The organism is Gordonibacter sp. RACS_AR49, assembly GCF_030418435.1.
In the GTDB taxonomy this organism is placed as follows: domain Bacteria; phylum Actinomycetota; class Coriobacteriia; order Coriobacteriales; family Eggerthellaceae; genus Gordonibacter; species Gordonibacter urolithinfaciens.
Map to the genome: position 1 here is coordinate 72,716 of NZ_JAIUDM010000003.1, position 25,296 is coordinate 98,011.

General features: G+C 64.4%; 18 protein-coding genes. 6 read left to right on the top strand and 12 right to left on the bottom strand.

Annotation, left to right across the window (positions count from 1 at the left end; all coding sequences use genetic code 11):
- Positions 1-65: 65 nt before the first annotated feature.
- Entirely contained in the window at positions 66-563 is a 498-nt protein-coding gene (locus LB310_RS07865; protein ID WP_278806147.1) for a hypothetical protein, read from the bottom strand.
- Between the two features lie 414 nt (positions 564-977).
- Positions 978-1,925: an NAD(+)/NADH kinase gene (locus tag LB310_RS07870; RefSeq protein WP_123673998.1), complete on the bottom strand. Its 948-nt coding sequence runs from the start codon at positions 1,923-1,925 to the stop codon at positions 978-980.
- A gap of 66 nt (positions 1,926-1,991) precedes the next feature.
- Here LB310_RS07870 and murJ point away from each other — a divergent pair, with 66 nt between their 5' ends.
- Positions 1,992-4,112 carry a murein biosynthesis integral membrane protein MurJ gene (murJ, locus tag LB310_RS07875; protein WP_123673997.1) on the top strand — a complete coding sequence of 707 codons (2,121 nt, stop codon included), beginning with the start codon at positions 1,992-1,994 and terminating at the stop codon, positions 4,110-4,112.
- An 18-nt stretch (positions 4,113-4,130) separates the two neighbouring features.
- Here the strand turns inward: murJ and LB310_RS07880 are convergent, their stop codons facing one another.
- From LB310_RS07880 to LB310_RS07905, 6 genes are all read right to left on the bottom strand, one after another.
- Positions 4,131-5,363, bottom strand: coding sequence for a hypothetical protein (locus tag LB310_RS07880; RefSeq protein WP_301154866.1), 1,233 nt, complete (start codon positions 5,361-5,363; stop codon positions 4,131-4,133).
- Positions 5,364-5,838: 475 nt separating this feature from the next.
- Positions 5,839-6,138 (bottom strand): 4Fe-4S dicluster domain-containing protein, encoded by a 300-nt coding sequence (locus tag LB310_RS07885; RefSeq protein WP_096226925.1) that lies wholly within the window; start codon positions 6,136-6,138, stop codon positions 5,839-5,841.
- Between the two features lie 46 nt (positions 6,139-6,184).
- The gene (locus LB310_RS07890; protein WP_096226926.1) at positions 6,185-6,496 is read right to left on the bottom strand and encodes a hypothetical protein; all 312 of its coding nucleotides are present in this window, start codon (positions 6,494-6,496) and stop codon (positions 6,185-6,187) included.
- A 154-nt stretch (positions 6,497-6,650) separates the two neighbouring features.
- Positions 6,651-9,398, bottom strand: a complete 2,748-nt coding sequence (locus tag LB310_RS07895; protein ID WP_161959456.1) for a molybdopterin-dependent oxidoreductase — start codon at positions 9,396-9,398, stop codon at positions 6,651-6,653.
- 247 nt (positions 9,399-9,645) lie between these two features.
- Entirely contained in the window at positions 9,646-12,393 is a 2,748-nt protein-coding gene (locus LB310_RS07900) for a LuxR C-terminal-related transcriptional regulator (RefSeq protein ID WP_301154867.1), read from the bottom strand.
- A gap of 48 nt (positions 12,394-12,441) precedes the next feature.
- On the bottom strand, positions 12,442-13,800 hold the full coding sequence (locus LB310_RS07905) for a trigger factor (RefSeq protein ID WP_278806158.1): 1,359 nt from the start codon (positions 13,798-13,800) through the stop codon (positions 12,442-12,444).
- A gap of 318 nt (positions 13,801-14,118) precedes the next feature.
- Here LB310_RS07905 and LB310_RS07910 point away from each other — a divergent pair, with 318 nt between their 5' ends.
- A complete protein-coding gene (locus tag LB310_RS07910; RefSeq protein ID WP_301154868.1) occupies positions 14,119-15,543 on the top strand; it encodes an AAA family ATPase in 1,425 nt (474 codons plus the stop codon).
- 4 nt (positions 15,544-15,547) lie between these two features.
- Entirely contained in the window at positions 15,548-17,326 is a 1,779-nt protein-coding gene (locus tag LB310_RS07915; protein WP_301154869.1) for a vWA domain-containing protein, read from the top strand.
- 1 nt (position 17,327) lies between these two features.
- Here the strand turns inward: LB310_RS07915 and asnB are convergent, their stop codons facing one another.
- Positions 17,328-19,289: an asparagine synthase (glutamine-hydrolyzing) gene (gene asnB, locus LB310_RS07920; RefSeq protein ID WP_278806162.1), complete on the bottom strand. Its 1,962-nt coding sequence runs from the start codon at positions 19,287-19,289 to the stop codon at positions 17,328-17,330.
- 418 nt (positions 19,290-19,707) lie between these two features.
- On the opposite strand from asnB, the gene LB310_RS07925 reads away from it, so the two are divergent.
- The gene (locus LB310_RS07925) at positions 19,708-20,997 is read left to right on the top strand and encodes a carboxylate--amine ligase (protein WP_301154870.1); all 1,290 of its coding nucleotides are present in this window, start codon (positions 19,708-19,710) and stop codon (positions 20,995-20,997) included.
- A gap of 57 nt (positions 20,998-21,054) precedes the next feature.
- Positions 21,055-21,411 carry a DUF1648 domain-containing protein gene (locus LB310_RS07930; protein ID WP_301154871.1) on the top strand — a complete coding sequence of 119 codons (357 nt, stop codon included), beginning with the start codon at positions 21,055-21,057 and terminating at the stop codon, positions 21,409-21,411.
- On the opposite strand, the gene map is transcribed toward LB310_RS07930, so the two are convergent.
- Complete coding sequence (map, locus tag LB310_RS07935; protein ID WP_087192241.1) at positions 21,408-22,178, bottom strand: type I methionyl aminopeptidase; 771 nt, start codon at positions 22,176-22,178, stop codon at positions 21,408-21,410. The genes LB310_RS07930 and map overlap by 4 nt on opposite strands.
- Before the next feature lie 205 nt (positions 22,179-22,383).
- On the opposite strand from map, the gene LB310_RS07940 reads away from it, so the two are divergent.
- The gene (locus LB310_RS07940) at positions 22,384-23,694 is read left to right on the top strand and encodes a hypothetical protein (RefSeq protein WP_301154872.1); all 1,311 of its coding nucleotides are present in this window, start codon (positions 22,384-22,386) and stop codon (positions 23,692-23,694) included.
- 129 nt (positions 23,695-23,823) lie between these two features.
- Here LB310_RS07940 and LB310_RS07945 read toward each other — a convergent pair whose 3' ends face one another.
- Positions 23,824-24,015, bottom strand: coding sequence for a hypothetical protein (locus LB310_RS07945; protein ID WP_087191847.1), 192 nt, complete (start codon positions 24,013-24,015; stop codon positions 23,824-23,826).
- Positions 24,016-24,064: 49 nt separating this feature from the next.
- A complete protein-coding gene (locus tag LB310_RS07950; RefSeq protein WP_301154873.1) occupies positions 24,065-25,072 on the bottom strand; it encodes an SPFH domain-containing protein in 1,008 nt (335 codons plus the stop codon).
- Positions 25,073-25,296 lie beyond the last annotated feature (224 nt).

Below are 25,296 nucleotides of genomic sequence, written 5' to 3' on the forward strand. Positions count from 1 at the left end.
TTCCCTTTCCTGATGTGCCCTTACGTTGTCTGACATGCTCTGACTATCTCTCGTCGAAGGTTGTCTTAGCCTTCGACGCGTAACGTGATCTCGGCGGCCGCTTGGCCGGTCTTCTTATGCGTCTCGCGGTCATAACCTGTGAACGTGGCCACGGCGGCGTACTCGCCGGGCTCCAGATCGCGCGACAGCTTGATGTTCTGGATGTGCTGGTCGGGCGCGATGGCGCCGGACTCGTAAACCGTCTCTTCGGAGTCCTTGAGCGTGATGGTCACCTTCTGGTCCATCGGGTTCGCGGCGATGTTCTCGATGCGCGCTTCGCCCTCGGACGCGCCGTCGGGGAACGTGATGACGGCGGCGATGGAGATGTTCATCATACCCTTCGCCACCTCCTCGTTCAGGGCGGCCTGGATCTCTTCCTTGGACTTGCCCTCGAACTGGCCTTGGGCGGCATTCGAGTCGAACCAGTCCTCCACGGCCGGCTGCTGCGTCAGCACGACGCCCGCGGTAACGGCGGCAGCCACGGCTACCACGGCCACCAGGCCGGCGAAGACGTGCTTGGACATCCCGAGAATCTTCCCGGTTTTCTTGGCCGTCTCGACGGCAGCGTTCGTTGCAGTTGAATGAGAGTCAGAAGCCCCGGTTTGGGAGGCCTGTTCGGCAGATGTCGAATCAGGAACGGCACCCGAACCCTGCTTGCCCGCGGCACTATCGGCGGCGTTTCCGCCATCCGCCTGGTGCGAGGAAGCATTCAGTTCGGTGTCGTCTACTGGAAAGCTCTGCGTGCTCTGGCTGTCTTGCTTGCTCATACGTATAACCCCTTGGTCCGGTTCGCATGCTGAGGCATGGAACTTAGTAAGCTAAGATACGACAGGGGGGTGGCGAAGTCAACCGAGACCGTATACAACGATTATTCTATTTTCGGCATATAGGCAGGTAAAATCCCAGTAGAACACGCATATTTATCAACACGCATGCACCTAGAAGAACACCCGCGCCGCATGCTCGTAGAAGCCTTCCCGCTGGTAGCGCAGCAGTACCGTGGGGGTGTCACCGCGGCGGACGTAGACGCGGCGCACGGGGCGCTCGAACTCCAGCAGCTCGCCGTCGACGAACAGCGTGGCCTCGCGGGTGTCGGCGTTGTGCGACAGGTCCATCTCCACCACGTCGTTGGACGCCGTGACGATGGCGCGCGAGTGCAGCGTATGGGGCGCGAGCGGCACGGCCACGAGACCCGCGAAGCCCGGCGACACGAGCGGCCCGCCGGCCGAGAGCGCGTAGGCCGTAGAGCCCGTTGCCGTGGCCACCACCAGGCCGTCACCGCGCATGTCGGCGATGTGCGCACCCGAGATGCTCAAGCCGAAGTCGATGATGCGGCCGTGCGCGCCGCGCGTCACCGCCAGCTCGTTGAGCGCGAAGAACGTGCGCGCATCGCTTCCGCAGGGGAACCCGGATGCGGAGGGCGCCCCGTCGGGCCTTCCCCCTTCGTCGGGACCGTCTGACATGAGGTCGCCGTCGTCGCCCCAGCGGTCCCGCTCGCCCTCGCACACCACGTCGATGCGCAGGTTCGTGCGCTGTTCGGCCACCACGTCGCCGGCGAGCGCGGCGGCCACCACGGCCACCACCCCCTCGTCGCTCGTGTTCGCCAAGAAGCCCAGGCGGCCGAAGTTCACCCCCAGGATGGGCACGCCCGACGTGCCGATCTGGCGCGCCGTGCGCAGGATGGTGCCGTCGCCGCCCAGCACCACGGCCATCTCCACCCCGTCGGCAAGCGCCGCGTTCAGCCCTTCGTGGTCGCCGCGGCACGACAGGTCCGACGAGTCCACGAGCGTGTAATCCGCTCCCTGCGTGGCCAGGTACGTGGCCAGCAAGAGCGAGGCGTCCACGGCCTTCGAGTTGGAATTATTGCGTACGATGAGGATGCGCATGAGGGTCTTCTTTCCGGGTTTGCTATGATGGGCCATTATATCCGATGCGCAAGAAAGCGTCCGTCCATGTCCGACAAGCTCGCACGAGCTCAACATACGCGCGTTGCCGAGCCGACACCAGCCCCCACGCCCGCTTCTCCGACCGCCCCCGCCAAGCGCGCCGCGACGCCGTCGCATGCGCGCGCGGCCGATCCGGGCTCGACGTCGGAGATACGCGTGGGCGGGCGGCATGCGGGTCTCGACCGCACGGCCATCGCGGCCGCCGTGGCACAGCAGGTCGTTCCGCGCCCAGAGCCCCGGCTCGACCCTGCCAGCGCGAAGGCCCGCCTACGCGGCGCGGCGCCCGGCGAGACGTCGGAGATACGCATCGGCGGAAACCATGCCGGTCCCGACCGCACGGCGCCGGCACGCGACCCCTTCGAGCCCCAGACGCCCGACCCGCGCGCAGCGGCGCGGGCTGCGGCCGTGGCGAGCCGCCGCGCCGAACGGGCGGCCTTCCCCGGCTCGACCTCCGAGCTGCCCATCGTCAGCAAGCACGCCGGCGTGGACAAGACGGCGCTCGCGCGCACGGACGATGCCGCGCAGGGCGACGCGGCCGCCGTCGGGTCGTCGGCCGCACTCATCAGCGTGTGCACCATGGTCTCGCGCGTGCTGGGCTTCGTGCGCACCTGGACCATGGCCTTCGCGCTGGGCTCAACGCTGCTCTCCAGCTCCTACCAGGTGGCAAATAACCTTCCCTCCCAGCTCTACGAGCTGGTGATAGGCGGCATCCTGGTGACGGCGTTTTTGCCGGTGTATATGTCGGTGAAGAAGAGGCTCGGGCAGCAGGCGGGCAACGAGTACGCCTCCACCCTGCTCACCATCGTGGTGGTGCTGCTGGGCGCGGTGTCGGCGCTCTGCATCGCGTTCCCGTCGTTCTTCATCTACACGCAGAGCTTCTACTCCGACCAGCGCGAGATGGCGCAATCGGTGTTCTTCTTCCAGTTCTTCGCCATCCAGATCGTGTTCTCCGGGGCCACGGCCATCATATCGGGCCTGCTCAACGCTAACCGCGATTACCTGTGGTCGGCCATCGCGCCGGCGGCGCAGAGCATCGTGGTCATCGTGTCGTTCCTGACGTACGCGGCGCTCGCGCCGGGCAACCCCGACGCGGCGCTCTACGTCATAGCCATCGGCAACCCGCTGGGCGTGTTCGTGGCGCTGGCCATCCAGCTGCCGGCACTGCGCCGCAACGGCATCAGGCTGCGCCCGCGCATGAACCTGCGCGACCCGGCTCTGCGCGAGACGCTCTCGTTGGGCGTGCCGGCACTGTTCGTCATGGTATGCTCGTTCGCGGTGGTGTCGGTGCAGAACGCGGCGGCGTACAGCTTCGCCGACAACGGGCCTTCCATCCTGCTGTACGCGCGCCAATGGTTCACGCTCCCCTACTCGTTCTTGGCCGTGCCCATTACCACGGCCATGTTCACCGAGCTGGCCGACATGCAGGCAGAGGGCAACGCCAAGGGCGTGAAGCGCGGCATCGTGAGCGGCACGAACCAGATACTGTTCTTCATGATCCCCTTCGCGCTGTACCTCATGGTGTTCTCGCTGCCGCTCATCACCGTGTTCCGCGCCGGCGCGTTCACGGCGGAGAACGTGGCGTCCATCGCCTCGTACATGAGTGTGCTGGCGTTCGCGCTGCCGGTGTACGGCGTGAACACCTACCTGCAGAAGATATTCTCGAGCCTGCGCAAGATGGGCGTGTTCGCGGCGTTCAACTTCGTGGCGGGCGCCGCCCAGGTGGCGCTCACGATGTTCGGCGCGTCGCACGCGGAGAGCTTCCCCATCGAGATCATCGCCGTGGGCGAGGTGCTGTTCTACGTGGTGGCCGACGTGTGCCTGTTCGCGTACCTGCGCCGCCGCCTGGGGCCGTTCGGGCTGCGCTCCACGGCGAAGGCGTTTCTCGTGGCGCTGGTGTTCGGGGGGCTGGGCGCGGCGGCGGGCGGCGGCGTGCTGTTCGCGCTCACGACGTTCGTCGGGCCGCTGTCCGGGTCCATCCCGCAGGCGCTCGCCTATGTGGCGTGCGGCGGCCTGGTGTCGCTGGCGGTGACGTTCGGCCTGGCCATCAAGCTGCACGTGCCGGAAGCGGCGTTCGTTGGCAACATCGTGGGCAAGGTGGCCGGCAAACTGGGGCGCGGCCGGGCGTAGCGCGTCTCGGTACGCGGCCTACCCGCGGCGTTTGCCTGCCGCCGCAGCCACGACCGCCGCCGCGGCTGCGGCGGAGCCGGCGGCTGCGATTGCCCCGAGCCCCCAACCGGCCGCATCGCCCGTTGCGGCGAGCTTCTTGGGGGCCGGGTAGTACCTCGACGGAGGCACCGACGTCGACGCCGGTGCAGCAGAGGGCGCGCCCGACCCGCCCGTCGGCGGAGCCGAGGCCGGCTCGGGCTGCGGCGCGGGATCGGGCAGCTTCTCGAACAGGGCCGTTACGGTCAGGTTCTGCACGATATGCGAGAAATCGACATCCCATCCTGTGAAGCGATAGCCTTCGGGGGCTTCCACATCGGGCGCGGTTGCTGCGCTGAACAGCGGCACCTCCTCGGTGGCGAGCACTTGGCCCTCCCAGCCTGCGAACGTCACCGTGCGCGTGGCGGTGATGAGGAACGAGCCGTCGTCCTGGAGCGTGCCCACGCGTTCGCCGTCCTCCACGATGGCGGTGTCGCCGCCGTTCACGAACAGGTGGTCGAGCGTCATGAGCTCGGAAAGGCGCGTCGCCCCGAACGGCGCCACGATGGTGTTCGACGTGCAATCGCCGCCCACCGAGTAGCCCAGCACCCGCACGGGGGCGCCGAACACGATATGCGAGAGATCGAGGGTGCCGCCGAAATGCGTGATGTTGCTGAGGCTGGCTCCCGGCTCGAGCACGAGCGTGGCACCGGCCCAGATGGACATGCTATAAGCGCCGCCCGTGAGCGTGACAGTGGCCGAGGGCAGCAGGTCAAGGGGAAGCGTGGCCTCGGCGATCGTGACGGAGCCGGGGCCGCTCACGTTGGCAGGCCGCGTCAGGTCGAACGCCTGCACCTCGTTGCCGGCACCGTCCAAGCGAAGCGCCGTGACCCCGGCGAACGAGAGCGTGCCAATGCGCACGCCCGAGCCCACGTTGATCGCGCCCACGCCCGCGGCGACCCGCACGTCGCCCATCGCCGCCGAGGTCGGGTCCGCCATGCCGGCGATGGTCACGCCGTCGCCCGTGACGGAGAGCACCGCGCCATCCCACGCGTAGGCATCGGCGGGCCCCTCCACATCGAACGGCCCTGCCGGAGCGGCGTCGGCCTGGCCAGGGGCAAGCGCAAAGAGCACCGTGGCAAGAGCGCAGACGACGATCGCAAACGTGAGCGCATGACGGCGCGGCTGCGGCTCCGGCGCGCGGAATCGGGGCGGGACGACGGTTTCGGCGGGCATGGGGTCACTCCTATCGCATCGGTTGATGCGACGAGCCTATCACCTGCGCCCGACATCGCCCCACCCATCCGCCAGCCTGCACTCAACGGTAGCAAGGCCGTTGACCTGGCGAACGCACAACGAGAACCCGATGCTCCCGCTTACTTTCGGAAGGGAGCCTCGGGGGATTCAGGCGTGGCGGAAGCGCCAAGGGCACCAGGCGTCCCGGGAGCTTTGGGGGCTCCGGGAGCACCAGGGGCTCCCGGGGCACCAGGGGCACTAGGAGCCCCGGGAGCGCTTGAGCTGCCTGCGCCTTCGGGATTGTTGACTACCGGGGTCGACGGTCTGAAGCACATGGGAAAACCTCCTTTTGAAATGAAAGCAGCCTGTCCTCGCCGCTTTCCCTGTTCGCTATTGTAGGGGCGGATGCCATGCAGAACATGACCCTGCCTGCGTGGTTTACCCCACCCTATCGCACGGTGAGAAGAGGGGCGGTTCAAGGGGTGGCACGATGCTGACCGGGAGCGATAACGGGCACCATACGAGGAGAAAGCGCTCCTTTCACGAGCTCTTCCTCCATATGCACGGCGTTGGCGGGGCAGATGCGCAGGCACGCCCCGCACCCGCCGCACACCAAGGCATCGTCCACATAGGCACGGCGCGCGTCCGCATCGTAGCCGATCACCTTGCCCAAAGGGCAGCAGCGCATGCAGAGCTTGCAGCCCACGCACAGGCCAGCATCTATCGTGATGCGCTTTCGCGAAGTGAAATGGGTTCTGAGAGGTCCGTAAGCCATTCATCCATCCAGTCCTACGGCAAGCCGCACGCCGCAAACGCGGCGTCTAGCCGTCTTCCAACGCGCACGCCGCCTGCGCCTCGCGTTCCTTGTCGCGCTTCGAGTTGATGAAGTACAGCACGATATCGGTTCCCACGAAGCAAAGGTTGATCACGTAGAACACCACCACGTAGCTCAAGGACGTAGCCATGAACTTCGAGGTGATTCCGCACAGGTAGGCGCAAAACGATATGCTCAAGAACAGTAGGCTCTTGCCTTTCGCCGTTTTCGAGCGGATCGATTTCACGATGGAGGAAGGCCAGGCGATACCGAAGCCCACCAGAAACAGCATCTCGAAGAATTGCGACCAAAACGTCATGGGACGTCTCCTCCCCCGCCGCCGTGCGTCCGCGCTCACCGTGCCGCCACGCGCTGTCTTTCAACGCTCCGTCGAGGGGGCGCCAGCACCAGCTGCCGCCCCCTCGGTTCCACTCGTTACGGGAGCGAACCACCTCTCCCGTCCCGACAGCCTGCTACTTGCCGAGCGTGTCGTACGTGCACTTGGGATGCTGGCCCGGATCGTCGTTCTCCCAGTCGATCCGCTTGATCTCACGGCAGCCCAGCTTGTCGTACTGGTCGTTGAAATAGGTGTCGCCCTCGATGAACTGGTCGCCCGTCACCGTCACATCCGTGCGGTCGGCAGGATCGATGCACGGGTAGATGCGGCAGAGCAGGCCGCGGTTCGTCCACGTTCCCGTGGCCTCGTCGGAACCCCTGACCGTGCCATCCACCAAACAGCCGACGTTGGAGATGAACGCACCCTGGCTCCACGGCTCCTCCGCCGGAAGCTCCGGATACCACCACGAGGGCATGGCCTGCACAGTGCCCTTGATGATGGCCTGGTCGACATGGGCAACCTGCTTGATGCGGCCGCGCTCGTTCTCGATCCACACCCAGTCGCCGTCGCGCACACCGCAGGCACGGGCATCCTCGCGGTGCATGTACACGCTGGGATACGGGAAGATGGAGCGCGTGCCCTGGCCGGGAACGCGGTTCTCGGAGTGGTACAGAACCGAGACGCGGCCGCCGGTGGTCAGGCGCAGCGGGTACTTCTTGGCAAGCTCTGGATTCGAAAGCGGCGTCTCGGGCAGCTCGCGGTAGTACGGGAGCGCGCTGTAGTCCAGATCTTCCATGAGCGTGGGGTAGATCTCGGCCTTGCGGGTGGGCGTCGCGAAGCCCTTGGTCTGGCCGTTCGGCAGCGTCTCGGCGTACTTGAAGGAGCGGGTGGGACCGGGGAACCAGGTACCCTGCTCGCACAGCGTGGTGTAATCCACGTCGACTCCGCGCGAGATACGGTGCTTGATGACATCTTCGTAGGTCTCCCACGGCCAAGCCTCGGCCTGACCCATGCGGATGCCCAGGCCACGGAAGAAGTCGTAGTCCATAACGCGGTCACCCACCGGCTTGGAGCCGCGGTCGCCGCACACCACGAAGTCGTTGGAATCCTCGGCGGTGGTGAAGCACGGGCGCTCGAGGGAGTCACAGCCGGGGATGATGTAGTCGGCCATAGCTGCGGCAGGGGTCTTCCAGTACTCGACGGAGACGATCAGCTCCAGGTTGTTCTTCATGATCTTGTACAGGCGCTGCGGATCGGGCGCCCAGGCGAACGGGTTGGACGACCACATGATCATGGCCTTGATGGGATAGGGATCCCCGAACTCCATGGCATCGTATACCAGCACCGGCGAGCACAACAGCTGATGCAGCATCGGGCGCGGAACGCCGAACATCTTCATGTAGGCGTCGTAAATCGGCTCGTAGCCCTTCCAGCTCATAGCGCGGAACTGGTCGTAGCCGATGTACTTCTTGCGAATCTCGGGCGTGACGAGCTCGGACATCTCCATCTCGGCATCGCGGTACGGGAACGGCTTGGAGCCGTCGGCCTGCACGACACCGGGCTCGCCCACGTACTCGCCGCCCGGCTTGTCGATGTAGTTGCAGATGATACGCAGAATGGTCTTGGTGATGCACAGGCGCGAGGCGTTCGGGCCGGCCTGGTCGCCGCCTCCGAGGCCCCAGGTGATGAACGCGTTGCCGTTGGTGGCGTACACGCGGGCGGAATCGGCGATCTTGTTCTCGGGGATGCCGGTGATGGGAGATGCCCACTGCGGGCTGTAGGGCTCGGCCATCTCCTTGATGGCATCCCAAGCGGTGTAGCACTCGACCGTGGAGCCGTCGAGCAGCGAGATGGTATGGGTACCGCTCAGAGCCGGGTCGACGTCGCCGTCGGCGAACCACTCGTTCTTGTCGGAGTTCCACAGCAAGATGTTGCTGGCAAGGTTGTCCCACACCACGAAGTCGGAGTGCGCGGCGCCTTCTTTAACCTGGTCGGCGCGAATGGTGTGCTTGGTCTTCTTGTCCAGCAGGAACGGGCCGTTCGACCACCACTTGATGAACTCCTCGTCGTACCAGCCGTTCTCGATGACCTCGTGCAGCCAAGCCAGGGCAAGCGCATGGTCGGTGCCGGGGTAGATGGGCATCCAGATGTCGGCAAGCAGGGCCTGCGTGGTGCAGTACGGGTCGATGACGATCATCTTCGGCTTCTTGCCGGGGCGGTCCATCGCAGCCAGGTACTGGCGCCACATGGGGCTTTGCGGGCCGTATTTCTCGGAAGCCGAAAGGCCCCACACCACGAACGTATCGGACTGGTCGATGCCCACCGGAGAGATAGCTTCGATGGGCCAGCCCACCATGGCCATGTTCAGCGTGTAGTTCCAGCACCAGCAGATGGTGCCGGGATCGATGACGTTGCCCGGGTTGCCGAGGTTGTTGAAGAAGCGGGTGCGCGCCCACAGGTGGTCGGAGCGGTACGTGCCCTCGGAAGAGACCAACGTCTCGGGGCCGTACTTGTCGATAAGCGCCTGCAGCTTGTCGGCGATCTCGTCCATCGCCTGCTCGTAGGGGATCTCCTCCCATTTGTCCTCGCCGCGCTCGCCGGCACGCTTCAGAGCATGGTTGATGCGCTTGGGATGGTAGTGCATCTGGATGGCCTTCTGGCCGCGCTCGCCCATGCGGTCGCACAGCACCGTACCCTCTTTCCAATTGCCGCGAATCTCCACCACGCGGTCGGTCTTGGTGTCGGCGCCGATGACGATGCCGCAGTTCATGTGGCAGTAAAAGCAGCGGGAATACGTCCATTGGACACCGGTCTCGTCGATGTACTTGTTCGGCATGTCGGCAGGAAGCTTGACCTCGACCCGTTCGGTCTTCTTAAGTTCCATTGAAGCCCCTCTCGAATAGTCTGTGCGGGGCATTCTCCCAGCCCCGCGAAAGTCACATGCGAGCAAGCCCGGGTTCCGCTCGCATGCCGTTGAGACCATTCTATTGAGGGAGGGAGCGGAGGGCATGACGCGCCCAAGGTGGTTTCCCCAGCCTATTCCGGGGAGGGAGCCTAGGATGAGAGGCAGGGTGAGGCAGAGACGTGCCCCCGCCCCCGCCGATGCCGGCTGGGGCGGGGGCGGGGCGCGATTATTCGTCCTCGCCGTCGTGGACGATAGAGAAGGCGTCGATGCGGTTGGTGACGCCCAGCTTGCTGTAGATACCGCCCACGTGGCTTTTCACCGTGTTCAGCGACACGGTGAGCATCTCCGCAATCTCGCGCCTGGAAAGGCCCGCGTCAAGGAGCTCCAGCACTTCGCACTCGCGCTCGGTCAAGCCGAAGCGGGCCATAGGATTCACCGTACGCTCCAGCACCGTCTCCTCGGCTTCGTTGGCCCCGAAGCGATGCAGCACCGCCTTCGCAAGCTGACGGGCCTGTCCGCCGGATTTGCGCACGTCCACGATCTCGTGGAGCAGCGCGCGGATTTTCCCGCCGGCACGCAAGAAGGGGCCTACCACCTGCTGGCCGGCTTGCAGCCTGAGCGCGCGGTTGAGGTACATGAGCGCATCGGAGCGCCTTCCGCATGCCGCCAAACGCTCGGTCGCCCGAAGGGAAAGCTCAAGCTCGCGCAAGCCGAGCCCCGCTTCGCACGCGCGCTCGACGAGCGGCAGGATGTCGTCGGGGTCGCCGACGCTTCCCGAAGCATCGTCCACGGCAGCGCGCACGGCCAAGCCGGCCAGCTCGAAGTCGATATCACCCCGGCCGATGCCCGCCTCGAGGCGCCTCGCCGCCGCATCCGCCTCGGGGATATACCCCATAGCCAACGCAACCTGGGCTTGCCTGACATGCACGAGCAGGTTGATGCTGCGCGGCACGCTTGCCGTGCCCATCTGCAGTGCCGTCTTCGTTATCAGGTTGAAAGCCTGGGCGTGCTTCCCCGCCGCCGCGTAGTAATGGGCGCGCTCGGCCTCGGCCTCGTAGAGCATATCCACGTTGCGAGACGTGGACACGATACGGTGGGCGCGCTCAACGCACTCGCGCGCCTCTTCCAACCGGTCCATCTCCACGCAGAGGTATCCCTTGGAGGCAAGCAACGATCCGTACGGGATAACGGTATCGGGACATTCGGCAAGCGCCTTCTCGCACAGCTCGAGGGCTTCCTTCAACTCTCCTTGCGCAATGCGCAAGGAGATGATGCCCATGCGGCACATGGCAAGGTAGAAGTCCGATTTACCCAGCTCGGCCATGACCTCCGCCTGCAGATAGTTCTTCAGTGCCTCGTCGAAGCGGCCTCTGCGTGCATACGATTCCGCCAGCGAGTGCAGCAGCAGGCAACGCTGCGGAAGGGAGAGCTCTTCCTCGTGGGAGCGCAGGATAGCCTCGCTTTTGGCCATGGCTTCATCGTGAAGGCAGTCCATCTCAAGGCATTTTGCCCGGAACAGGTCAACCACGATCGAGGCATCGGGTCCGTCCTGACCAGGCTCGTGGGCTGCGGCGCGCTCGAACACCTCGATCCAGCGCAAGCCCTCGTCCGTTCGGGCGCAGATAACGTACCCCCATGCCGCATGGAGCGCCAACTGGGGAGACTCGGTGAACCGAGCTGCCGTGATGCGGCTGATCCAATCGAAGTAGGACATGCCGGTGCGCTGCGATTCATATCCCGAGGCCTGGGCCAGGTTCTCGATGAAGTTGGAATCTGACGCCATCAGCAGGTACTTCGCCGCCTCGGAGGTCATCTTGTGCGCCTCGTACCAGTCGCTTGCCGTCCGGCAGAGCTCAAGCAGATGGTTGGCGTCCATTTGCCCCTGCTTCATGCGCAGCCACCGGCGAAACAGCGGATGGAACTCGAACCAGCCCGCCTCGTTGGCGCACGGGCTGAGAAAGCACCCCCGTATGCGCAAATCGCGCAGGACGAACTTGGAGTCGGTGCGCCCGGTCAGCGCATTGCACAAGTCGGCGCACACCGTATCGGTCAGCGCTACCTCTATCACGAACTGCGCCAGATCTTCGGGCAGCGCATCCAACACGCTGCTGCGGAAGAAACGGTTGAGCATCTGGCCGAGCGCGCGCTCGTCCACCGTTGCAGAACAGTCGATCGACCCGCGGACAAGCGCATCGGCATACGTGCGAACACCGAGCGACCAGCCGTTCGTAATACCCCACAGATCAGCCGCAAGCGCCTTTAAATCCCGCGCATCCAGCTTGATGGGTGTTTCGGAAACGTAGGAGACCCGAGGCGATGTCTGAGCGTCCATGGCCTGTCTCAAGATGGCCTCCACCTCGTCTTGGCTGAAATTGAGCTTATCCGAGGGGAACATGCGCACCTCGTCACGAAAAGCCAAATCGATGTGCTCCCACAACAGGTAGTTTCCCGAGGCTACCACGTGCACCGTTTCGGGGAAATAGCGCGCCGCCGAATTGAGGAATTCCGCTATGGCGTCGGGGGCCGCCCTATGTAGGTCGTCGACGAGCAAAACCACATCCACCCCCACATCGGAGGCGCGTTCAAGCAGGAAGTTGCTGAGCGCAACCCAAAAATAAGTAGGGTTTTCCTGGTAAAGCCGAACCAGCTCGACCATATCGAGCTCGGACCATACCGTATGCAGGGCGGCAAGCACATGGCGCGCCAACCTATCGCAGTCGTCGGCATCATCCACCGACAACCAGGCTGTTCGCCAATGCTCGGCATCATCGCCAAGGCGCCGGTACGCTTCCGCCAGAAAGCCGCTTCTTGCCGACCCCACCGGAGCCTCAACCGTCACGATCTTGCCGCTCAAGCACTCGATCAGGCTTTGCAGCGCACCGTCCCGGTCGATGGAGAGAGACGAGCGGCGAGGTGGAGTGATCTTCGCCAAAGCAACGTCATGCGAAACCTTCATAGGTATGCCTGCCGCCATGGTCCTTCCCCCTTGCCAACCCGTGCGCTGCCGGTATCCACCCTGCCATTATGCTACTTTTCCTACCGCCGGAGCAGACCCTGCCGGCATTTGCAGAGAAGCATCTTCAATCAACGTGGAGCACGCCACCAGATCCTCGCTTGCCTTGAGGCGCAAGGCACCCTCGCGCGCCAGGTAAAGATAGCCGCCGCTTTCAACCTCTTCGCGCATCTGGGCGCCCCGGCCCTGCGCCGAAGAGGCGAAGAACGCATCGACGTCGGCGTCGGTTATCTCAAGGCCGCGATACCTGGCCCACGCGTCGAGCGCAGCCCCCTGGCGCAGCTGGGCGCGTGCCTGCATAAGCACCATCATGCGGTACTCCTCCTCGCTCGAGCCTTGCGCGCTCAGAAGCTCGTCGACCGTCGTATGCTGGGCGCGGGCCTGCTCGTACAGCGAATCCATCATCTGGTCGGCCACGGCATCGTAGGCCGCATCGGGAAGGTAGCCCTCGATGCGCTTGGCAAGCTCGCCCGCCGCGAGGAAGTTGCGGTAATGGCGCATCTGCTCCGCCTTTTGCCGCTCAAGCTCCTTGCGGGACAGCTCCCGCAGTTCAACCACGCTGCTGGCGCCGGGAATGCTCTGGGAGATGAAGTCGTCGTTCAGCACGCAGGCCACCTCGCGCATGATAGCCTCCACTTTCACCTCCGCGCACACAGAAGGACCCGAAAGCGTCCCATCGAGCTCCTCGCGCGTCGGCAGCAGGAAATCGACGTGCACCATGCTGCCCACGGGCGCATGGGCAAGCGCCTCGTCGAAGCCATCCGGCATCTGCCCCGAGCCCGCTCGGTACAAGCGGTTGGCGAAGCACAGCTGCTCGAAGCGCTCTCCGTCCTTCAGGCAGTCCATCGATATCTGCACCACATCGCCCTCGGCAACCTGGGTGCGGCTCTCATCGGGTTCGACGCCGGTGTAGGTCTGCGCCACTTCCTCCATCCGCGCATCGATTTCGGCCTCGCTCACCGAAACGGGCGGAACCGCCAGCTCAAGGGGTTCGTAGGAGGAAAGCGTCACGGCGCCGAGGCGCGTCCACGTTGCATCGAAGACTAAATCCCCTTCGGCTTCCAATCTGCGATCGGCATCGAAGATTGGCGCGCCCACCACCGAGTAGTCTTCGCTTTCCGATGACAGGGCAAACGGTGCGACGAAGTTCTTCATGGTTTGCGTCACCAGCGACGCCGCCTCGGATACGCCAAGCGCGCTCTCGAGCAGCTGGCGTGCCGTCTCGTTGCGGCCCAGATCGATGTTGTTTCGCTGGGCCACCACCAAGCAGGCGCCGCGCTCGAGCGACTCCAGCTCGCTTGCAGCCACGCGCACCGTCAGCGTTACCGACTCGTCCTCAACACGCCTGCCCTCAACCCGGATCTCCATGCTTTCATCCTCCTTGTGCGCCATCATGCCGACACCGCAAACCATCCCCGCAGTGCGCTTTCGACGATAGTGAACCCCTCTCACCCCTCCGTACAGCTACTACCCGGGTGGTTTGACAGGGTGAGAGACAGGGCGAGATCGAATGCCCGCAACCATCCTTCTTTTCTTCAGAGTCCAAGAAGGAAACGTATCGCCTGATCACGTTCATTTCGCCCCGTGTTTCACCCTATCATTTCACCCTTTCGAGCGCATGAAGTCGCCCCGGGTGGGCGCTAGGGTGAAAGCACGAGCCATACCGACCAGGAAACGAGGGGGATCATGCGGTTTGAAAACCTCGCCAAACACTATATTCCCGCCCTGCAGTCATACGGGATTACCATCCCCCAAGACGGAGAAGGGCGCTTCATGCTTTTCGAGGAAGACGGGACCATCGTGCCCGAAGTGCGCAAGCAGATAATTCCGTTGGGCGAAGAGGGCTTGATTCCCCAAAAGCTCATGCAGGACGCGGTTTTGCAGTACCTCGACTACCAGCAGCAAGAAGACGACATCCTGGCAACCTACGCGCTCGCGGAGCTTCACGAACGCCAGCTCGATGCGCATCTGGCTTTGTGGCAGACGATGGTCGATGCCGCCAAGGCCGGCCGCGCCTTCACCGATGTCGAGCTGGCCTGCTACGAGAAGGATATCTCCCGTGCGCGCAAAGACCTGAAAGCCGCGCGCAGCAACGCGCGGGCCGACATAGCCGAGCGCGCCCAAGCGCTGCACGACCGCGAGACCATACGGCGCTACGGCCTGCTGTTCGACCGCGAGATGATACAGGACATCGATACGCTGGTCGGCAACGCCCTCTCGGCGCGCCCCACCCTCCTCGTCGGCGACAAAGGCATAGCGAAAACCCAATTGGCGAAGTTCGTCATGCGCCTCTACGGCACCGAGCCGCTCATCGTCTCGGTCAAGGGCGACATGATGAGCGACGAGCTGGTAGGGAAGATGGTTCACGATGCCCCCCGCAATACGTTCGTGTTCGAGGAAGGAGCCCTTCCCCGCGCCATGCGCGCCGGCGTTCCACTGCTGCTCGACGAAATCAACTTCGGCGATCAGGCGATCATCGCGCGTTTGCAGGACATCCTTCTCAAGGGCCCCGGCGAATCGGTGTTTTTGCAGGAAGAGGGCATCGACCTGGTAGTACAGCCCGGATTCACCGTGTTCGCCACCGCCAACGAAGCATCGGCGCGATATCGGCACCGCGAGGTCCTAGACCCCGCCATCCGCGACCGCTTTGAGGTCATCGAGCGAACCTATCCCGACCTTGATCGGGATCCCCTGCGCCGTCCCAGCCCCTCCCTGATGCGGCTCGCCCTCTGCGAGGCGGTCGATGCCGACGGGGTTTTCAGCCGCCATCTCGACCGCGACCTGCTGAACGCCTTGGTGCATCTTGCCACCTTGACCGAGCACCTCTATGCCGTGCCGGCGAAAGACGCGGCCATCTCGCTTGAGAAAGACCAAGCTGGCAGCATCGTGCGCGAAGACACCGCCCCTTTGCTGACCGACTGCATCACGCCGCGCGCCCTCAATCGCGCCGTCCAGGACAGCGCAGGAGGAAACCTGCCCGGACGCCACCTTGACCTCTACCTCATCGACAAGCTGCTGCGCACCCTTGACCAAGCAGGATCGAACCATAACGCCAGCCTAGCGCGGCAAGCCGCCCTGCTGGTGGGCATCGACCTAAGCCCGGTTGGCTGAACCCATGGCCACCCGTGTTGAACAGGTGAAGCGCACGGTCGAGCACGTTGCGGCAATCAGCGGGCTCCGCACCGCCACGGTTTGCGTGAGCGCCGAGGGCAAAACCGGATGCCGGCTTACCCGCAGCGGCATCGACCTGCTGGTAAACCACGAGCTCAACGAGGACATTGCCGCGCGTAAGCGTTATGGCGTGCGCGGCACCATCGCCCTTGGCGAAGTCGACACCATGGTTGCCTGCTTCGTGGCAACCCGTGCGCAGGATTTCCTGCTCGACGACTGGCGCCAGCGCTTCGACTACCAAAACAACCTGTCGTCCCCCGCGCAACGCTACCTGCAGACGTGCATCGACGATATGGCAGCGTATGCGCGCATGATCAGCCGCATTCCCTTTGCCAAGCTGCACTTCGAAGCCTACCTCTCGCGCGCGGCGGCCCATGTGATGGCGAGCGAGCCTCTACACATCCAGATTATGCGCACCCTGCGCCTCTACCTTTTCGAAGACCAGCCCAACGTGGTCGTCTCGCCGCTCATCGTCGAATGCCTGGGCACCGCCGCCGCCATGGACCCGCGCGTTGCCGCACTCGAGCGCCTCCTGTTCGACGAGAGCCTGTCCTACAGCGCCCGCCACAACCAGGCAGCGCGCCTGATAACGCCGCTGTTCGCACGCATGATAAAGTTGGATGAGGAGGCATTGAGCTTTTACGACCTGGTGCACCTCTACGACAACGAGCAATCCTACGGCGCTTCCAAAGATGCCGCCAACGACGAGAACGCGCTGCGCCAAGAGGCTAACGAAACCGAGTTCATCCAGGCGTCGCTCGCCACGGTGAACGAAGGTAATATCGACCAGCTGATCGCCGACAACAACGAAGCACCCGTCGAGGCGGGCAAGACGCCCAGCCTCAGCCTGCCCAGCATGTCCGCCGAAGCGAAAGCCATGGCGTTCCTCGACGATGGCCGGGCGTCCTACGAACGCACGGCAGAGCGCTATCACGACACCATCGAGCGCATTGCCGAGGTTCTCGTGCGCATAGCCACTCCGCAGGAGCAGTTGGGCGTTTTCCGCTACCGCGCCCGACTTACCCGCAGCGGCACCCGCATGCATCCCAGCACGCTCGTGCAAGCCCATCTCCAACTCGAGTCCGGTTGCGAGAATGCGATCTGGCAGAAGCGGCAGCGGCGCAGCCGCCCACAGAACAGGCAGTTTCACGGCATGGATATATACGTGCTGCTTGACGTGAGCATCTCAATGACAGGAAAAAATGCCAGCAGCGCCGGTGCACTGGCGGTTTGCCTTGTCGAAGGCATCGATCGGGCACTACAGCTTGCCGCGCGCGATCAGCAGCAGGGTGCGGTGGATATACGCACCCAGCTGCTTGCCTTCGGCGAAGGCTGGGCAGAGCTGACGCCCCTGGAGTTCACCCATGATCATGAGCGCAAGCGCTTTGCCTTCAACCTGGTCAACAACCCCACGAGCGAGCAAACCCTGATCACCGCAGCACTCAAGCAGGTGCAGGCCCGCGCCGCTGCCGAACCGACACGCAACATCGTATGCCTGGTGGTGGGCGACGGCCTATTTGCCGACGGCCTGCAGGCCAGAAAATGCGCGATGGGGTTGCCGCCCAACGTTTACCTCGCGCACATCAACATCGGCGCGTTCAATGGACTGCCCCTGACGGGCAACTTCGAGACGATCCAGGATCCTGCCCTGCTCCCCGAGAAGCTGCACCTCGTCTTGGCCCGGCAGCTTGAGCGCCCGGACGACTCCCTCGACGCCCGATAGGCTACGCCACCTTCGTCTTCGGCGCCAGCTTCTCGCTCGACTTCCCGAAGAACACCTCGTACCAGCACAGGAAGCAGTAGATGTTCCAGATGCGCATCATCTTGAGCTTACCGCGGCCCTCCACCGTGGAGAAGTCGGCCGACTTGTGGTCGTCGAGCATCTGCACGAGGTAATCCACGTTGAAGAACTCGTGCGCAGCCTCGCTCGTGAATGCCTCCTTGATGCGGTCGTAGTAGAGGTCGGTCTGCAGCCACACCGTGAGCGGCGTGATGAACGGCTGCTTCGGCATGTTCGCCACCTTCTTCTGGAAGCCCAGCTTGCTCGCGGCCACGCGCAGCGCGTATTTGGCGTGCTCGTCGTCCACGCGGCACGCGGTGGGCAGCTGCAGCGCCACGTCGAGCACCTTCTTGTCCAAGAACGGCACGCGCAGCTCGAGCGACTGCGACATGGACATCTTGTCGGCCTTGAGGCAGATGTCGAAGGGCATGTAGCTCACCATGTCAACGTACTGCGTCTGCGTGATGATGTCGATGTCCTGCTTCGCCGCCTCGTCGAAGTGCGGCTTGCACCATTCCCACGGCTTGCAGGGACCGTCGTAATCGCGCAGCACGTTGGGGATCTCGTCCCACATGTAGTTCATGCTCGCGCGCTGGTAGCTTTTCTCGGGGCCGCCCGACCCGCGCATGGCGAAGCGGCGCCCGTGGAACGGCGGCAGCTTCTCGGCCACCGCGCCCGCGGCGGCGCGCAGGGGGCGCGGCACGCGGAAGTACTTGCCGAACTCGAACTGGTCGTGGTAGATCCAGTACCCGCCGAACAGCTCGTCGGCGCCCTCGCCCGACTGCACCACCTTCACCTGCTCGCGCGCCAGGCGGCTCACGAAGAAGAGCGGGATGGCGCTCGGCGCGCCCAGGGGCTCGTCCATGTGGTACTGCTCGGTGGGCACGATGTCGAGGAACTCCTGCGCGTCCACCTTCACCTGCCAGTTCGGCAGGTTGGCCCACTTCGCGAACTCTTCGGCGTCCTCCAGCTCGTTCAGCTTGATCTCGAAGTCGGACTGCGCGGCGATCTCGGCCAGCTTGTCCTCGCAGCCGATGTCGTAGCCCACCGAGAACGTCTTGATGTCCGGCGCGTGCTGCCCCATGCAGTACGCGGCCAACGAACTGTCGATGCCGCCCGACAGGAAGCTGCCTATCTCCACGTCGGCGATCTCGTGCGCCGCCACCGATTCGTCGAACGCGCGCACGATGACGTCGGCCCACTCGTCGAGCGATTTCGAATCGTCGATCTTGTACGTGATGTGGTAGAAGCACTCAGTGCGCAGCTCGCCGCCCTCGAGCACCATGAAGTGGCCGGGCAGCAGCTTGTGCACGTCTTTGAACATGGTCTGCGAGTCGTTCATGTACTCGAAGCACAAATACTGCGGCAGCTGCTCGCGGTTGAGCTCCTTCTTGAACGCGGGATGCGCGAGGAACGCCTTGATCTCGCTGCCGTAGATCAGGCGGCCACCGTCGTGCTGGTAGTAGAACGGCTTGATGCCGAAGAGGTCGCGCGCGCACACGAGGCGCTTCTTCGGCGCGTCCCAGATGGCGATGGCGAACATGCCGCGCAGCTTCTCGAACACGTCCGTGCCCCACGCCTCGTAGCCGTGGACGATGGTCTCCGTGTCGCCGTTCGTGACGAACGTGTAGCCCATCGCCTCGAGCTCGGCGCGCAGCTCCTGGAAGTTGTAGATCTCGCCGTTGAACGTGACGGTCACGGTGCCGTCGGTGTTCTGCATGGGCTGGCGGGAGCCTTCGAGGTCGATGATCGACAGGCGGCGAAAGCCCATCGCGATGTCGTCGTCCACGAAGAAGCCCTCGTCGTCGGGCCCGCGGTGGGCGATGCGGTCGGCCATGTCCTTGACGATGGCCTGGTTGGCCTCCCGGTCGTAGTCGACCGCGGTGAATCCCACGAATCCGCACATGTGACTGGTTCTCCTGTTCACGTGACGATGCTGTGAATCTCATATGATACGGCAACCTCTCCCGCCCCGGATGGTTTCCACGAAACCGGCAAGGAGAATGCGCTGCCCGACCAGCTGTTCGATCGGCCAGCCACGCGCCGGACGACGAACCTCGCGGGTGCCGGCACATTTGACGCATCGATCGGGGGTTTTCTGCCAAAAAATGCACGGTTTGGCAATTCCGAAAAGCGGAATCCTCGGTTGCTTTTTCTGCGACCAGGCGAAACGGAAAATCACAGCCTTGAAAACCGGCCGAAAAGAGCGCGTCGATTGCCAAACCGGCCGTTTTTTGGCAGAAGGATGGGTTTTCGATGTCAAGGCGCCGAGCGATCAAGATATGGGATAATGAGCGGTCGAGAAGAACACACAAGGAGACCACATGACCGCGCAGAACCTCCGCATCGCCTCCGCCGCCGACGTGGCGCGCCGCTTGCAGCCCGTCGTGGTGGGCGGCGACATCCTCGCGTACAGCTACGTGCGCGAGCTGCACCGCGCCTACGGCGTGGAGCGCACCATCGTGCTGGCCGCGCACGACATCAAGATGCTCTCGACCAGCCGCTTCACCGACTACCGCCTGGAGCCGAACGTCCACGACCCGGAGGGCCTCTACGACGCGCTCGAGGGCGTGGCCGCCGAGGTGCGCGCGGCAGACCCCGAGCGCGTGCTGCTCGTGCTTGGCTGCGACGACTGTCACGCGCGCATGCTCTCGTCGGGCAAGCCGCGCCTCGAGGCCGCCGGCTACACGGTGCCCTACCTCGACTTCGCCCTGCTCGACGACATCACGCAGAAGCGCCGCTTCTACGAGCTGTGCGAGCAGCTGGACATCCCCTACCCGCGCACGTGGTACTTCTCGTGCGGCCCGGACGGCCCCGAGGAGCTGCCGGTGCACGACTTCCCCTACCCGCTCATCGCGAAGCCGTCGAACTCGGCGCAATTCCAAAGCGCGACCATCGAGGGCTGGCGCAAGATCTACGAGATAGAGAGCCCCGAGGAGCTGGCGCAAGTCTGGCGCAGCATCCGCACGTCGGACTACAATAACGAGCTGGTGCTGCAGGACTTCATCCCCGGCGGCGACGATGCCATCCGCACGCTCACCACATTCTCGGACGCGTCGGGCGAGCTGCGCGTGGTGTCCGGCGGCGTCGTGTGCCTGCAGGACCACGACCCCACCGCGCTCGGCAACCCGCTCTGCATCATGGGCGAGCGGGAGCAGGCTATCATCGACGGCGCGCGGCGCTTCCTCAAGGAAGTCGGCTACCGTGGCTTCGCGAACTTCGACATCAAGTACGACGAACGGGACGGGAGCTTCCGCTTCTTCGAGGTGAACACGCGCTGCGGCCGCAACACGTACTATATGAGCCTGGGCGGCCAGAATTTCGTGGAGCTCATCGTGCGCGAGTTCATCCTGGGTGAGACCATCGAGTACCGCGAGGCGTACGACCCCTTCGTCTACTCCTGCGTGCCGCGCTACGTGCTCGACCGCTCCATGGAGAACCGAGCGCGCCTGCAGCAGGCTCTCGACGTGCTGCGCCGCACGCCCGAGCCCTACCCGCTGCACTACGCGCCCGACTCGCTCGCACACAACTTCTGGGCGCGCGTCATGCACGTGAATCAGATCCCCAAGTTCAAGCGCTTCTACTGGGACACGAACGGCAAGCAGCTGAAATAGGGGACCTCCCAAGCGGGGCTATCCTCTTTCGAGAGGTTGCAGAGAGAAGGGGCGGGAATGAAGGCTTGGCAATGGGCAGTCTGGCTGGCTCTGTGCATCGCGCCGCTCGCCGTGGCGGCAGCATCCTTGGGCTCGCTGCCGGACACCGTCGCGATGCACATCGGCCCTGACGGCACGATCGACCGCTATGGCTCCAAGTACGAGCTGCTGCGCATAGCGTGCCTCTTGGCCCTTCCCAACCTCCTCTTGATGCTCGCCTCCTGGAAGGCGGAGGCGCTCTTCGCCAAAGGGCTCGTGCACGGCATCGACGACCCCCACAACCTCAGAGTCCTTTTCCTGGTACTCGGCATGATCGAAACCGTCATCTACGCCGGTATCGTGCTCTCGTTCGGCCGCGGCGTCCTCGCGGGCTAAACCGGGCGCCGGTGCCCCTCCTCGCAGGTGAGCACCACAGGCCCGTCCTCGGTGATGGCGACCGTCTTCTCGAAGTGGGCGGAGGGAAGCCCGTCGCGCGTGCACACCAGCCAGCCATCCGGCATCTGGCGCGTCTTGTAGGTACCCAGGTTGATCATGGGCTCGATGGCCAGCACCATGCCGGCCTCCAGCTTCACGCCCGTGTGGCGATGGCCGAAGTTCGGCACGTTCGGATCCTCGTGCATGTCGCGGCCGATGCCGTGCCCCACGTACTCGCGCACCACGCCGAAGCCCTCGGCCTCGGCGATGCTCTGCACCGCATGCCCGATATCCCCCAGGTGGTTGCCGGGACGCGCCGCCTCAAGGCCGGCCCACATGCACTTCTCCGTCACGTCCAGCAGGCGCTGCTTCTCCGGCGAGATGCGGCCGACGGCATAGGTCCAGGCGTTGTCGCCCACCCAGCCGTCCACGATGGCACCCGTGTCGATGGAGATGATGTCGCCGTCCTGCAGCACGACGCCCGCCGACGGGATGCCGTGGACGATCTGCTCGTTCACGGAAGCGCAGATGGAGCCGGGGAACCCGCCGTAGCCCTTGAACGCGGGGATGCCGCCCTCCGCGCGGATGAGCGCCTCGGCCAGCTCGTCCAGCTCAAGCGTGGACACGCCAGGCCGCACGCGCGCCCCCACCTCTCGCAGCACCTTGGCCGATACGCGGCCCGCCTCCTTCATGGCCTCTATCTCGGCCGGTGACTTCCTGATGATCATGCCTCGCCCACACCTTCCGCACGTCGCGTCCGTTTGCTGCCGACCAGTATAGCACTCCCTTTCCACCCCGTTACGCATCCTCCACGCTCGGAAAACGCCCGCCCGCACGCCCCCTGGACCGCCTGCGCGCCCCTCTAGCATGGAGGGGAATCCGCGTCCGCGCCGACGAGCCGGAGCGCACCGTACCAGCAAAGAAGGAGGCTCTATGAACCCGTTTGAGCAGAAGCCGAAGAAGTCGTTGATGGAGATGGTCCCCAACTGGAAGCAGCTCGCCGTCAAGCCCTACGACAAGCTCGAAGCCGACCCTTACACCAAGGCGCGCATCATCCTCATGAACGGCATCGAGGTTGAGGCGGTTATGTTCGGCCACAACTTCAACCGACACTGCGAGAACAACGACCTGCGTCGCGACCTGGCCCTATGCCGTCGCATGGAGCAGGAGCAGCAGAAGCGCATCAACTGGATGAGCCCGAGCAACGAATCCACGCTCGAGCTCACCATCGGTTACGAGCAGCTGGCGGTCGACCTCACGGCGTGGCTCGCCATGCACGAGCCCGACGAGTACGCCAAGTCCTGCATGGACTTCGCCTTGCTCGAGGACTTCGACCACCTGTACCGCTACGCCGACCAGCTCAAGTTCGACGAGGACATCCCCGCGCACAAGCTCGTGCGAGACACGATCGAGATCACCCCGGGCCGCCCGACCATAGCGCACCATCGCCACCCGTTCGACTCCGTGCGCATGCCGCGCAACTCCAAGACCGGCGATATCCGCACCACGCTCGGCGCGCTCATCCTCACTGCAGGCGAGCAGCAGACGATGAACTTCTACATGAACCTGGGCAACACGGTGCCCGAGGGCCCCGGCCGCGACCTCTACCAGGAGATCGGCATGGTGGAGGAACAGCACGTGACGCACTACGGCTCGCTCATCGACCCGTCCATGAGCTGGCTCGAGATGCTGCTGTGGCACGAGTACCAGGAATGCTACCTGTACTACTCGTTCTACGAGACCGAGGTGGACGCCCGTGTCAAGAAGATGTGGGAGATGCACTTCGAGCAGGAGTGCATGCACCTGGCCATGGCGAGCGATCTGCTGAAGAAGTACGAGGGCACCGAGTGGCAGCAGATCATTCCCGCCGGCGAGTTCCCCGAGCTTCTGGACTTCCATCCCACGAAGGACTACGTCCGCCAGGTCCTGGCCGAGCAGGTCACCCTCACCGCGCAGGACGAGGAGCTCGTCGACATCGACGACGTGCCGAGCGACTTCCGCTTCTTCGAGTGGAACGACACGGTCAACGGCCGCGTCCAGGACGTGCCGAGCCATGAGGCCGTGCGCCAGCTCATCGAGCGAGACGGCGAGGACTACCGCTCCGAGGACGCCGAGAGCCCCATCCCGGAGCTTCGCAGCCGCAAGAAGGACGACACCAAGCTCGCCCGCGTGCAGGGCTACGGCGAGAAGGCTCACGAAGTCGAGAAGCAGGCCAAGGAAGAGCGCGAGGCCGTGCTCGCGTAAGCGCACCACCCACCGTCAGCAAGCGAACAGGGCGCCCACCGGGCGCCCTGTTTTCTGTTGGGCAAGGGCTCTTCCCTTGCCGTCGGGCCGGACTCGCCCTCAGGCGGCGACAAGGGCAGAGCCCTTGCCCTACGCCTCTTCCCGGCCTTCTCCCCCGTCCGCGCCGCCCGGCGGCTTCAGCCGCCCGGCATCCTTTAGCGCGCGGCGCAGGATGAACTCCACCTGCGCGTTCACGCTGCGCAGGTCGTCCGCAGCCCAGCGCTCGACGGCCTCCCAGAGAGCCGGGTCGACGCGCAGCGGGTATTGTTTGCGTTTCGCCATGTCTCACACTGTGGGCGCCCCGGCAAACGCACGGGCCGCCCGCCCTTCCCTACTGGTACAGCGTCCCCGTGTTCAGCACGGGCTGGGCATCGGACTCGCCGCACAGCACCACCATGAGGTTCGACACCATGGCGGCCTTGCGCTCGTCGTCCAAGTCTACCACGTTCTTGCGCGACAGCTCGCCCAGCGCCATCTCCACCATGCCCACGGCGCCCTGCACGATCTTCTCGCGCGCGGCTATCACGGCGTCCGCCTGCTGGCGGCGCAGCATCGCCTGGGCGATCTCCGGCGCGTAGGCCAGGTGCGTGAGGCGCGCATCGTCGATAACCACGCCGGCCTTCTCCAGGCGCACGGCCAGCTCCTCCTTGAGGGCGGCCGACACCTCCTCGATGTTGCTGCGCAGCGTTATCTCGCCCTCGATCTCGCCGGGCATCTGGTCGTAGGCATAGGTGGTGGCCACGTGACGCAGCGCCGTCTCGCTCTGCGTGTGCACGTAGGAGTTGTAGTCGTCCACGTCGAACAGGGCCTTCGCCGTGTTCTCGACGCGCCAGACGATGACGTCGGCTATCTCGATGGGGTTGCCGCACTTGTCGTTCACTTTTAGGTGTTCTCCGTTGTACGTGCGGGCGCGCAGCGAGACCTTCGTGGACAGCGGCGTGCTCTTCCCGGTGCGCGCATCGACGGTGCTGCCGGCCGAGCGTGAGTAGAACGGGTTCGCCCAATGGAAGCCCTCGTCGCGCACGGTGCCCTTGTAGTCGCCGAACAGGATGAGCACGCGCGCCTGGTTCGGCTGGATGGTAAAGAAGCCCATGAGCATCAACAGGGGCCCCACGCAGAGCACGACGATGCCCACGACCAACAGCACCACGCCCATCGTGTGGGCCGGCGTGGCGAGGGGCATGTCTTCGGGCGGCAGCATGGTCACCCCGGCCACGATGCAGGCGACGCACGCGGCTGCGAGAACGAACGTGAGCAGCAGAAGGGGCCAGCCGCTCCTTGCGTGGATGGTTTTCTCGACGGACGCGCCGCCGGTCGCACGCGCGGTCTTATCGGACATGACGGTTCCTTTCTCTCCCGAACAAGGCGCCCTATGCGCCCGCCCGCACCCTCATCGAACAAAGGTGATACGAATATGATATCACATTGAGATCGCATTGGCGAGAGCGCGAGCAAATGCCCGCGAGAAAGACCGGCGTCGAACCCCGCCGAATCCTCTTTTTCATATACAATGTTTCACGTGAAACATTTGTTCGTTTACAGGCATAAAAGAAGGGAGCCCTT